General features: G+C 34.2%; 12 protein-coding genes. All 12 read left to right on the top strand.

The window, feature by feature from the left end; all coding sequences use genetic code 11:
• Window positions 1-28 precede the first annotated feature (28 nt).
• The 12 genes from HNR32_RS01370 to mmsB all read left to right on the top strand — a co-directional run bounded on the left by HNR32_RS01370 (window position 29) and on the right by mmsB (window position 11,688).
• The gene (locus HNR32_RS01370; RefSeq protein ID WP_183858990.1) at window positions 29-352 is read left to right on the top strand and encodes a PTS sugar transporter subunit IIA; all 324 of its coding nucleotides are present in this window, start codon (window positions 29-31) and stop codon (window positions 350-352) included.
• Window positions 353-584: 232 nt separating this feature from the next.
• The gene (locus HNR32_RS01365; RefSeq protein WP_183858989.1) at window positions 585-2,123 is read left to right on the top strand and encodes a BglG family transcription antiterminator; all 1,539 of its coding nucleotides are present in this window, start codon (window positions 585-587) and stop codon (window positions 2,121-2,123) included.
• A 9-nt stretch (window positions 2,124-2,132) separates the two neighbouring features.
• Window positions 2,133-2,546: a PTS sugar transporter subunit IIA gene (locus HNR32_RS01360; RefSeq protein WP_183858988.1), complete on the top strand. Its 414-nt coding sequence runs from the start codon at window positions 2,133-2,135 to the stop codon at window positions 2,544-2,546.
• Window positions 2,521-2,967: a PTS sugar transporter subunit IIA gene (locus HNR32_RS01355; protein ID WP_183858987.1), complete on the top strand. Its 447-nt coding sequence runs from the start codon at window positions 2,521-2,523 to the stop codon at window positions 2,965-2,967. Before HNR32_RS01360 ends, HNR32_RS01355 begins: the two co-directional genes overlap by 26 nt.
• Window positions 2,968-3,018: 51 nt before the next feature.
• Window positions 3,019-3,315: a PTS sugar transporter subunit IIB gene (locus tag HNR32_RS01350; RefSeq protein WP_183858986.1), complete on the top strand. Its 297-nt coding sequence runs from the start codon at window positions 3,019-3,021 to the stop codon at window positions 3,313-3,315.
• A 103-nt stretch (window positions 3,316-3,418) separates the two neighbouring features.
• Window positions 3,419-4,864 carry a PTS galactitol transporter subunit IIC gene (locus HNR32_RS01345; protein WP_196611108.1) on the top strand — a complete coding sequence of 482 codons (1,446 nt, stop codon included), beginning with the start codon at window positions 3,419-3,421 and terminating at the stop codon, window positions 4,862-4,864.
• 120 nt (window positions 4,865-4,984) lie between these two features.
• A complete protein-coding gene (locus HNR32_RS01340; RefSeq protein ID WP_183858985.1) occupies window positions 4,985-6,340 on the top strand; it encodes a sn-glycerol-1-phosphate dehydrogenase in 1,356 nt (451 codons plus the stop codon).
• 137 nt (window positions 6,341-6,477) lie between these two features.
• Window positions 6,478-7,182 carry an L-ribulose-5-phosphate 4-epimerase gene (gene araD, locus HNR32_RS01335; protein ID WP_311636239.1) on the top strand — a complete coding sequence of 235 codons (705 nt, stop codon included), beginning with the start codon at window positions 6,478-6,480 and terminating at the stop codon, window positions 7,180-7,182.
• Window positions 7,183-7,302: 120 nt separating this feature from the next.
• The gene (locus HNR32_RS01330) at window positions 7,303-7,503 is read left to right on the top strand and encodes a hypothetical protein (RefSeq protein ID WP_183858984.1); all 201 of its coding nucleotides are present in this window, start codon (window positions 7,303-7,305) and stop codon (window positions 7,501-7,503) included.
• Window positions 7,504-7,720: 217 nt separating this feature from the next.
• A complete protein-coding gene (chvE, locus tag HNR32_RS01325) occupies window positions 7,721-8,821 on the top strand; it encodes a multiple monosaccharide ABC transporter substrate-binding protein (protein ID WP_183858983.1) in 1,101 nt (366 codons plus the stop codon).
• Window positions 8,822-8,911: 90 nt separating this feature from the next.
• A complete protein-coding gene (locus HNR32_RS01320; protein ID WP_183858982.1) occupies window positions 8,912-10,474 on the top strand; it encodes an ATP-binding cassette domain-containing protein in 1,563 nt (520 codons plus the stop codon).
• The gene (gene mmsB, locus HNR32_RS01315) at window positions 10,471-11,688 is read left to right on the top strand and encodes a multiple monosaccharide ABC transporter permease (RefSeq protein WP_183858981.1); all 1,218 of its coding nucleotides are present in this window, start codon (window positions 10,471-10,473) and stop codon (window positions 11,686-11,688) included. The genes HNR32_RS01320 and mmsB overlap by 4 nt, the downstream gene beginning before the upstream one ends.
• Window positions 11,689-11,847 lie beyond the last annotated feature (159 nt).

Raw genomic sequence — 11,847 nt, 5'->3', positions numbered from 1 at the left:
TATATTTATGCTAAGGAGCTTAGTGAAGATGACTAGACAAAAAAATAATGAAAATGTATGCCTTGATATTGTAAAGGAAGCCAATACTGCTAAAAATGGTTATTTACAGGCTATTCAGCTGGCCAAACAGGGGGAGTTTGAAAATGCAGTAAAGGAAGTAAAAACTGCTGATGAATATTTTGATAAAGCCCATGCTATACATACTGAATTATTGCAGGCTGAAGCTGATAAAGGGAAAACAGAAGTCGATTTATTGTTAGTGCATGCAGAAGATATTATGATGAATGCTGAATCAAGTAAAGTTTTTACTATGGAGATTATTGCACTATATCTGAAGCTGTCTAAAATGTAATATAAGTATATAAAAAAGAAAAGCGGTTTTGTTTGCGGCTTGTGCAGAAATGTACAAGCCGTTTTCTTTGCCTAATAGCAAAGTTGATTTATTTCCGTAATTACAGTTTTATTACGGAAATAAATTGATTGCTTTCGTTGAAAAAAACAAAAATTTAGAAAATAAGGAAAAAATATAAACTATGTAAATAATAATAGCTTTGTTAAAATTAAATAGCAAAGGGAGATACACAATGGATAAGGCGAAAAGAATAGAGGAAATATTGGAATTGTTGCAAGCTTATCCCGATGGTGTAAGTGGTGAGTTTATTTCCAGACAAATAGGAGTTTCTTCAAGAACCATTAGGACAGATATAAAAATTTTGCAAAAAATGATTAGCGGCTCCTCTGTACAGGTGAAATCAGCTCCGAGAAAGGGATATGTATTAAGCGGGGATAAAAAAGAAATGCTGGACAGCACTTTGCGTCAGAACATGACAGTAAAAAGAACAGAAAATCCAGTAAGTTATATTATTTGCCGCTTATTGGAAAAGGATATAGCAGATGAAACAATAACACAAATGGAGTTAGCGGACGAACTATATGTGAGTTTGTCGACACTAAAAACATATTTTGCTAAATGCAAAAAAAACTTAAATAAATATAATATACAGATTATTAGTTATAAGAAAAATGGTCTAAAGATTGAAGGAACAGAAGTACAGATCAGAAACTGTGTTTTTGATTATATGAATTTAAGTAAAAAATTCCATCAAAAAATAATAGCTGATATAGATATTATTTCTATTGATGAAATAATCAGCAAGGTTTTACGTGAAGGGCAGCTGGAAATTCCCGATACAGATAAAAATATATTGTGCCTGCATATGGCAATCGCATTGGTGCGTGATAAAAATGGGCATAATATTTCTTATCCTATCAGCACAGTAAAAAAAATAGATAAAACAGTTGAATATGAAATTGCCAAAAATTTATTGGAATATATGTATGCTGTATTAAAAATTGATGTTGACTATAATGAAATATATTATATTACACAGTGCTTGCTGGTCAGTAAAAAATTTTTTAATGCGGCAACGAATAGGGAAAATTTAGAAGTAAAAAAAATAGTTGTTTCAATATTAAAGAAAATAAAAGATGAATTTTTAATCGATTTTACTGATGATAGATATTTAGCTGATGGCTTGTCACTGCATCTTACAATAGCAATAAACCGTATCCAATTTCAGATGAATATAAGAAATGAATTGTTGGAAACAATAAAAAACGATTACCCACTGGCATTTCAAATGGGAGTCGTTGCCAGTAAGGTTGTAGAAAAAAGCGGCAATATAAATATAAATGAAAATGAAATAGGCTATATTGCACTGCATTTTGGTGCAGCGTTAAGCAGAAAGGGGATAAATGAGGAGAAAACAGCAGCAAAAAAAATTGTTATTGCCTGTGCAGCAGGCTTAGGTATTGCGGTCCTGTTGAAAGCGAAGCTTACTGAATATTTTAAAAATAAACTGGATGTTATAAAAATTATTCCAGCATATAATGTGGATGATGATTTATTGCAAAAAGTTGATTATATATTTACTACAGTCCCAATTACGAATATTAAATCAGATAAGATTATAAAGATAAATAATATATTGAAAGAAGATGATATTGAGAAAATACAAAGACAGGTGTTTGGCAGTACAACGATAACAAAAGGCTATTTAGAAAATTTTTTACCTAAAGCTAATTTTTTTACAGCTAAAAATTTTATCAGCAAAGAAGAATGATTGAATTTTTTGACAGAGAAGGCAATTGTGGCAGGACTTATGAGTGTTAAGACCCAAAAATCAGTTTTCGAACGAGAAAAGGTTTCTTCGACTGCTATCGGAAATTTAGTGGCAGTTCCCCATCCTATTTATAATGATACCGATAAATCATTTATATCGGTATTGATATTGGATAAACCGGTATATTGGGGAGAGTTTCTTGTGCAGGTGATATTTTTGCTCAGCATAAAAAAAGGCAATACAGAATTATGGGAAACGATATTTTTAAAATTAAATGATTATATTCGCTGTTTAGGCGGAGTAGAATCTTTACTTAAAAATAAATCGTATGACATTTTTTTAAAGGAATTTTCTGATATGTTCTCAGGACTTAATATAAAAAAAGGGGAAAAAATGAATGGATACCGAGTTGATAAAAATTGATTTATCAGTTGATTCTGGTGAGGGAGTGATAAAAGAATTAGGTCAATTGATGACCGGCAAAGAGTATGTAAAACAAGGCTATATAGAAGCAGTGCTCAAAAGAGAAGCAGTATTGCCAACGGGACTTAATATTGGCGGTACTTGTGTGGCAATACCTCATACAGATCCAATATATGTAAATGAGGCTGCTATTGCCGTAGGTAGATTATGTAAGCCCGTTAAATTTCATAATATGATTAATCCAGATGAGGTGCTTGACGTAAAAGTGGTTTTTTTATTAGCAGTTAAGAATCCTCAATCGCAGGTGGAATTATTAAAGAAGCTAATGGCGCTGTTTCAAAATATAGAGTTATTGCAGCAGATAGAAAAAGCACAAAAAAAAGAAACGATCGCAGGAATTATAGAAAAGGCAATACAATAGTTTTTAATCCGGCCGGATTAATATATTAATTTTATAAATGGGGGATATATAATGAAAAGCATTAATATTTTATCAGTTTGCGGGTCAGGTACAGTTACTTCATCAATGGTTGCAGGGAAACTAAAAGAAAAATTATCAGAAAAAGGTTATGCGGTTTCAACAACGGAAGCTCGGCCAACGGAAGCATTGAATTTAGCACAGTCAGGTCGATTTGATTTTATTACATTTACAAGTCCTTTAACACCAGGGGATTATGGTATTCCGACTATAAATGCATTTGCCTGTCTTACGGGAATGGGTGAAGATGAATTTTTTGCAGAAGTCTTAAAAACGGTTGAATCATTATAAAATATTTTAATAAGAGTATAAGAAATTTGCCAGAAATATATATTGATGGAATAGTGCTATAAGGTTATTTGTTTATAAATTTATTATATGGGGAGATATTATTATGGATTCAGTGTTGGTTTTTATGAAGACAATTATTGATACTTTTGGTTCAGCGATCATAGTACCAATAATTATATTTATAATTGCAAAAATATTTAAAGTATCTACACAAAAGTCTTTTTTATCGGCAGTTTATGCTGGTGTAGGTTTGCAGGGATTTACACTGCTGCTTAATTCATTTACACCTATTATTACACCAGTAATTAATCAGATGGTTAATTCTTCTGGCGTGCATTTGCCGGTATTTGACGTTGGTTGGCAGGCAACAGCATTAGTAGCATTTTCAACAAGTGCTGGTATGATTTATCTGGGGTTGGGGATAGCTCTTCAAACTATTTTATTTTTAGTGAAATGGACCAAAATATTCCAGCCATCTGATTTATGGAATAATTATTCTTATATGGTATGGGGTGCGATGGTTATCGGTGTTACGGGAAGTTTTCCGTTAGGCATAGGCTGTATGGTTCTTTTAAATTTATATTCATTATTGATATCCGAGCTCGTGGCAAAAAGATGGTCAACGTATTATAAATATCCTAATTGTACAATTATTGCAATGCATAATGTAGAAGCATCAATTTTCGCAGTGCTTATTGATCCTGTATATAATATGCTGGGCTTGAATAAAATGAAACTTAATCCGGTTTATTTGCAGCAAAAATTTGGTTTTTTAGGTGAACCAATGACATTAGGTTTATTTTTAGGTGGTTTTATCGGCATACTAGGTAATGTACATGCTTTATTTACATTGGCGGCCTGGGGGCAGATTTTGAAAGTGGCTATAGCAACCAGTGCCGTTATGGCAATATTCCCTAAAATAGCCAGTATGTTTGCCCAGGCATTTGCACCTATTACTGAAGCTGCCCGTAAATTTATGCAAAAAAGCGGTAATAGAGAATGGTATATTGCTGTAAATGATGCGGTAGGATATGGTGAACCAGCTACACTTATATCAGGACTCCTGCTTATTCCAATTATGCTGGTAGTAGCTATCCTTTTACCAGGCAACAGTGCTTTGCCGGTAGTTGATTTATTGGCATTGCCTTATATGGTACAAGGCTTAGTTGCCATTCATAATGGCAATATTTCTAAGATTTTAGTTTCAGGTATTATTTGGTTTGGCTTAGGGCTTTATATTTGTACTTATACGGCTCCATTGTTTACCAATATGGCACTTAGTGTTGGGGTGGCTATCCCTGCTGGTGCTATGCTGATAACGAGCTTTAATATTTTAGGCAAACCACTTATTGGACTTGTGTTTTTAGCGTTTCTTACAGCAAGTCCCATATGGATTGGTGCAGCTATAGTAGTTTACTTTGTACTATGGTTCCTGTTTAGAAAAAATAATGATAAAATCAATGACTATCTGCAGCGTCAGGCAATGAAGAATGCCGGGGCTGAAGGCGATGATGACAGCTTACCATCACACCATGCCGTAGCGGGCTGATTTTTGTAAAAAAATTTTATTATAATAAAATTAATTAATAGTAGCAGTAAATAATAAAAATACATGAATAGATGATTAACTGTTCATGTATTTTTATTATTTACAAAGGAGGAAGTTTTTATGGATTGGGAAAAATATTTAAATAAAAAGATAAGCTGTACATGTGGACGAGAACATGAATGTGATATAGAACATGTTAATGTAGGAGAAGATGCTATAGGTTTTACCGCAAAATACATACAAGAAGGCAAATATAAGTTTATATGCATAATAGCAGATAAAAATACCGATAAAATAGCAGGCAGTGAAGTATATAAAAATTTAGCTGACAATAATATCAAATATACGAAATTTATATTTGATGATAATGATCTTGTTCCCGATGAAAAGGCCATAGGCACTATTTTAACACAAGTACCAGATACGACCGATTTAATATTGGGATTGGGTTCAGGAACAATCAATGATTTATGTAGATTTTGTGCCCATAAGATGAAACTGGATTATTTTATCATTGGGACAGCACCTTCGATGGACGGCTATGCTTCTGATGTAGCCCCCTTAATAATTAATAATTTAAAAACAACCTATGAAAAAGTTGGACGGCCTAAAGTAATTATTGGTGATACCAATATATTAAAAAACGCACCGGAACATATGATTACAGCAGGTGCTGGTGATATATTCGGCAAATATATCTGCCTTACTGACTGGAAATTAGCCCATTTAATTACTGATGAATATTATTGTCCTTTTATAGCAGATATTATGACAACAGCCGTAAGTGAAGTTGCTAAAGCAGCTGACAATGGTATTGCCCAGCGTGACAGCCAATCATTGGCTGCGGTAATGGAAGCGTTAATATTGGCTGGCGTTGGTATGAGCTACAGTGGTAATTCGCGTCCGGCCTCCGGCAGTGAACATCATATGTCACATTATTGGGAAATGAAATTTTTGCAGCAGGGTAAGCATGATATTTTACATGGCACTAAAGTAGGAGTTGGAACAGTAGTTGTGCTGCATTTATATAAATATGTTAAAAATATATTAAAAAATAAAAACCTTGAGCAAATGACAAAATCAAATTTTAATAAGGCCGAATGGGGTCAAAAAATATTAGAAATTTATGGACCGGCAGGTCCAGGCGTTATCAGCTTGGAAGATAAGGTTATGAAAAATAGTGATGGCAATGTTTTAGCGCGCAGAGAAAAAGTAATTGCCAATAAAGATGAAATCTTAGCAATGATAGAAAAACTGCCAACTATTGAAGAAACTGTAGCACGCATGAAAAAAATAAATGAACCATATTGCCCTACACAAATCGATATAAGCGAAAAAATGGTAAAAGACAGTATTATCTATGCTAAAGAGCTGCGCAATAGATATGGAGTGTTACAATTGCTGTATGATTTCGGAGAACTTGAAAAAGCGGCCCAAATAGTATGTGCGGAAGTTATGCAGCTAAATAATAACTAGAGATAGTAGTGGCTTTTTTTAGAAAAATTATTATTTTTTTAAGATTTTATCATAAGTTAGGTTAACAAAATAAAATAAATACTGTATAATGTAAAACAAATAAATAAAACATCATACAATTTATGGGAGGCTTTTACATGCTGGAAGATTTAAAGAAAATCGTATTTGAAGCCAATAAGATGCTGCCAAAGTATAAAATGGTAACATTTACATGGGGCAATGTATCGGGAATCGACAGAGAAAAAGGCTTGATGGTAATAAAACCATCAGGGGTTGACTATGATGGTATGAAAGCAGACGACATGGTTGTGGTTGATATGAATGGCAAGGTTGTCGAAGGTGATTATAACCCATCGTCTGATACTGATACCCATATTGAATTATATAAGGCCTGTCCGGAAATAGGCGGTATCGTGCATACACATTCACGCTTTGCGACATCATGGGCACAAGCTTGTCAGGATATTCCGGCATTAGGTACTACACATGCTGATGATTTTTATGGATCCATTCCCTGTACCAGAGCTATGACTAAAGAAGAAATAGCTGGCAGCTATGAAGCCGAAACGGGTAAAGTAATAATAGAAACTTTTAAGGAAAGAAACATTAACATGATGGAAATTCCAGGTGTACTTGTTTATTCACATGGACCATTTGCCTGGGAAAAAGATCCATTAGCTGCAGTGAAAAAAGCCGTTATACTAGAAGAAGTTGCTTTGATGGCATATAATGCAGTCACAATCAATAATAAGCTGGGAATAATGCAGCAGGATTTACTGGATAAGCATTATTTACGTAAACATGGTAAAAATGCTTATTATGGACAAAAAAAAAATAAATAATTTAGCTATAGAGTTGTCGTATAACAATCTGTGACAGCTCTATTTTTTTATGAAAGTTGACATAATTAACTTTTAGCGTAAAATAAAGAAAAAGATATTATCTGGAAAGGAATGACGTTTATGAATATGGATTTTTTTAAAAAAGTTGTCAGCGTACGTGAAGGGCTGATTCTTATTGTTTTAATAAGTTTTTTACATGATATGGATTTTTCTAATATGCATTTATTTGACATACTGGTGTTAGTCGTTACCACAGTATGGCTTATTTTGTTAGCAAAAAAAATAAATAAAGCCTATAAAAAAGAAAAACAGGATAAATAAATATCATACAATAAAATAATATAATTTTAAAAATATTGAAGTTTCATAAATTTGGTAGTATACTAAATCTGTGAAATAAGTAATACATATGTTTGATAAGTAATACTTATCAAAGGGCGATATTTAATAAAATATGTGTATTATGTAATAAATTGGTATACATATAAAGTGTATAAATATATTGAAAAAACAGATTATTTTAAAAGGAGAGAAAAGAATGACAAAAATTACTAGAGCGACAAAGCTATGCATGACAGCCTTGAGTATTTTTATGGTTTTTCTCTTGGCAGGATGCGGTTCATCGGCCAGCGGAGGTAAGGGCTCTAAGGTTAAAACAATTGGAGTGGCAATGCCAACACAGTCTTCACAGCGTTGGATACAAGACGGTAATAATATGAAGAAAAAATTAGAATCACTTGGTTATAAAGTAGACTTGCAATATGCTGAAGATGATATCCAGGCACAGGTCTCTCAGATTGAAAATATGATAACTAATGGTGATGATTGTTTAGTTATTGCAGCAATTGATTCGGGAGCTTTAGTAAACGTCCTCAAACAAGCTAAAAATAATAAAATTCCAGTTATTGCTTATGATAGATTATTGATGGACACTGACAGTGTTTCATATTATGCAACCTTTGATAATAAACTTGTTGGGGTTCAAATTGGTAAATATGTCGAAAAAAAATTAGGCTTAAAAGAAGGCACGGGGCCATTTAATGTAGAGTTCTTTACAGGCTCACCTGATGATAATAACGCTCATTTGCTCTATGCTGGTGAAATGGAAGTACTTAAACCATATCTCGACAATGGACAGCTTGTATGCCCATCTGGACAGACTAGTTTTGATTCTACCTGCATTTTACGTTATTCACAGGAAGTTGCTCAGAAACGTATGGAAAATTTGATTTCCGGCTATTATGCCAATGGTAAAAAACTTGATGCGGTTGTAAGTGCCTTTGATGGTTTGAGTTATGGTATTGCTGCAGCATTGCAGGGTGCTGGTTATCAGCCTGGTAAAAACTGGCCGATAATCACTGGACAGGATGCTGAACTTATGGCTGTAAAAAATATTATTTCTGGTAAACAGTCACAGTCAATTTTTAAAGATACTCGTATTTTAGCAGATAAATGCGCTACTATGGTGCAGGCTGTATTGGATGGCAAAAAACCAGAAATAAATGATACTAAAACATATGATAATCATGCTTTGGTAGTTCCTTCTTATTTGTGTACGCCAGTATCTGTTGATAAAGGTAACTTCCAAAAAGAACTTGTTGATAGTCATTACTATACCAAGGAACAGTTAGGCCTATAATCAACACTGATGATTTTTGTATAAAAAAATGAAAAAGCCGGATGAGAGTATTTATGCTTGTCCGGCTTTTTTGGAAGGAGATGTTATATTGTGAACGATAATATATTGGAAATGACTCATATCATAAAAGAATTTTCCGGGTTTAGAGCATTGGACGATGTTAATTTTACTGTAGAGCGCGGTGAAATACATGCGCTTTGTGGTGAAAATGGTGCTGGAAAATCAACATTGATGAATGTATTGTCAGGGATATACCCTTATGGTACATATGGCGGCGATATCATTTATAATAAAAATGTTTGTAAATTTAACGACATAAAGGAAAGTGAAAAAAAAGGAATAGTTATCATACATCAAGAATTGGCATTGATCCCACAGCTTTCTATTGCGGAAAATATCTTTCTGGGTAATGAAAACGTACGTCTGAAGAATGTTATTGACTGGGACATAACGCAAAAAAAAGCAGCGGAAGTTTTAGCGCGTATTGGCTTGGATCATGAAAACGTAAATGCCTTGGTGGGAGATTTAGGTGTAGGCAAACAACAGATGATTGAAATAGCCAAGGCCTTGGAAAAAAATGTTGAGTTGTTAATTCTTGATGAACCAACGTCAGCACTTAATGAAGAAGAAAGCAATATGCTGCTCGAGCTGCTGTTGGACTTAAAAAAACAAGGAATTACCTCGATAATGATATCGCACAAATTAAATGAAGTCAGCAGAGTATCAGATAATATTACAGCCATTAGGGATGGGCGTACTATTGAAACAATCCATCGAGGTCATGAGCCTATTGATGAAAATAGAATCATTAAGGATATGGTTGGTCGTGAACTTACAAATCTTTATCCCGCTAGAAAAGTCGAAAAGGGCGATATAGTTTTTGAGGTGAAAAACTGGAATGTTTATGATGAAGAAAACCCTGATAGGAAAAAATTAAATGATATTAATTTTAATGTACGCAAAGGTGAAGTGGTAGGCTTTGCTGGGCTGATGGGAGCCGGACGAACAGAACTGGCTATGAGCATATTTGGACGAACATATGGCAGTAAAATTTCTGGACAGATAATAAAAGATGGTGAAGAAATTATCATAAAGGATGTTCAAGGTGCTATTAATAAAAAAGTAGCATATGTACCTGAGGACAGAAAGACATATGGACTGGTGTTAATAAACGACATAAAGTGGAATATGACCTTAGCCAGTCTGCACAATAAATTTTCCAATAAAGGTGAAGTTATTGCTAAAAATGATGAAATTATTGCTGCAAAAGAGTATTGTGACAAAATTAATATTAAAACTGAGTCGGTAGATAAAGTAGTAGGACAACTATCCGGCGGCAATCAGCAAAAGGTTGTTTTGGCAAAATGGATGCTGTCTGATCCTGATGTACTCATATTAGATGAGCCAACCAGGGGGATCGATGTCGGTGCCAAGTTTGAAATATATTCAATTATAAATTCATTGGCACAGCAGGGAAAGGCAGTGGTTATGATATCGTCAGAAATGCCTGAATTACTGGGTATGTGTGATAGATTATATGTGCTAAATGAAGGCGAAATTGCTGGTGAAGTGCCTAAACAGGAAATGGACCAGGAACATATAATGAAAATTATAATGAATCATATTGCTGGAAAGGGGACGAGAAAAAAATGAATGGAGTTTCGGCAGAAAAAAACATAGGACAAGTGACAGCTGATAAGCAAATGAAGGAGCATGTACAGCAATTAAAACAATATGGGATGATAATTGCTTTGATTGTTATATATGGCATATTTGCATTTTTATCAGATTTTAAAAATACAGCACCGATGAATGTAAACAATTTGATAATGCAAAATAGCTATGTAATTATATTATCAATTGGGATGCTGCTATGCTGTCTGACTGGTAATGTCGATTTATCGGTTGGTTCGGTAGTAGCTTTTACCGGGGCTTTAGCGGCAATTATGATTCTAGATTATCATATTGCTATTCCAATTGCAGTAATCGTTACATTGCTGATAGGTGTGTTAATAGGGATATGGCAGGGGTTTTTTATATCATTCTTAGGAATATCACCGTTTATAGTTTCTTTGGCTAATATGCTGGTGTTTAGAGGATTGACTTTGGTTGTATTAAATGGACAGACTAAAGGGCCAATGCCGGCAACGTTTACAAAGATTGGGGCTGGTTATTTACCACAGGTGTTTGTTCATGCTGGTGGGGTGCGTTTGGAATTATTGGCATTATTGGCAGGTGTGGCGATTTCTATAGCTGTGATAATGATGGAATTAAACAGCAGGAAAAAGAAAGCTAAAGTTGGTTTCGAAAATCCGCCAATCATTGTGACTGTAATAAAATTATTTATTATTATTTGTATTATAAACTTTTTTACGCTGAAGTTTTCCTTATATATGGGTTTGCCATTTGTATTAGCTATTATGCTGGGGCTGATTCTTATTTATGCGTTTATTACGACAAGCACTGTACCCGGCAGGCAGATTTATGCTGTCGGCGGTAATAAAAAGGCGGCGGCACTTTCTGGTATAAAAACTGACCGCGTTATGTTTTGGATATATACCAATATGGGGCTATTGGCAGCTCTAGCTGGAATCGTTTTGACGGCAAGAAATGCGTCAGCTACACCAAAAGCTGGTGATATGTTTGAAATGGATGCGATTGCTGCCTGCTATATTGGCGGGACAGCAGTAGCTGGCGGTGTTGGTACGGTTACTGGTGCTGTAGTTGGTGCATTTATAATGGGGGTTTTAAATAACGGTATGTCGCTGTTAGGCTGGTCGGTAGACGTTCAGCGTGTTATTAAAGGGTTGGTTTTATTAGCGGCAGTTGCAGTGGATGTATATTTAAAACAGAAAAAGAAGAGTTGATAACGGAACGAGGGACAAGTGGAATAGTTTTATAAAAACCGATAAGCGGCTGTTGTGTGTTATATAAATGCATGACAGCCGTTTTTGTTTGCAATAAATAAGTGAATAATATGATTTAAGTAAAAATAATATTTACATAGAAGAGTTGTAAGATAACAA

This window comes from Pectinatus brassicae (assembly GCF_014201835.1).
In the GTDB taxonomy this organism is placed as follows: Bacteria; Bacillota; Negativicutes; order Selenomonadales; family Selenomonadaceae; genus Pectinatus; species Pectinatus brassicae.
The sequence above is the reverse complement of the archived record's forward strand: the minus strand, read 5'-3'. Positions and strand labels throughout refer to the sequence as shown.

Bases quoted from the DNA above. Each gene is read 5' to 3' on its own strand.
- chvE (WP_183858983.1), top strand. From the start codon at position 7,721: ATGACAAAAATTACTAGAGCGACAAAGCTATGCATGACAGCCTTGAGT.
- HNR32_RS01350 (WP_183858986.1), top strand. From the start codon at position 3,019: ATGAAAAGCATTAATATTTTATCAGTTTGCGGGTCAGGTACAGTTACT.
- HNR32_RS01365 (WP_183858989.1), top strand. From the start codon at position 585: ATGGATAAGGCGAAAAGAATAGAGGAAATATTGGAATTGTTGCAAGCT.
- HNR32_RS01370 (WP_183858990.1), top strand. From the start codon at position 29: ATGACTAGACAAAAAAATAATGAAAATGTATGCCTTGATATTGTAAAG.
- HNR32_RS01340 (WP_183858985.1), top strand. From the start codon at position 4,985: ATGGATTGGGAAAAATATTTAAATAAAAAGATAAGCTGTACATGTGGA.
- mmsB (WP_183858981.1), top strand. From the start codon at position 10,471: ATGAATGGAGTTTCGGCAGAAAAAAACATAGGACAAGTGACAGCTGAT.
- HNR32_RS01345 (WP_196611108.1), top strand. From the start codon at position 3,419: ATGGATTCAGTGTTGGTTTTTATGAAGACAATTATTGATACTTTTGGT.
- araD (WP_311636239.1), top strand. From the start codon at position 6,478: ATGCTGGAAGATTTAAAGAAAATCGTATTTGAAGCCAATAAGATGCTG.
- HNR32_RS01330 (WP_183858984.1), top strand. From the start codon at position 7,303: ATGAATATGGATTTTTTTAAAAAAGTTGTCAGCGTACGTGAAGGGCTG.
- HNR32_RS01355 (WP_183858987.1), top strand. From the start codon at position 2,521: ATGGATACCGAGTTGATAAAAATTGATTTATCAGTTGATTCTGGTGAG.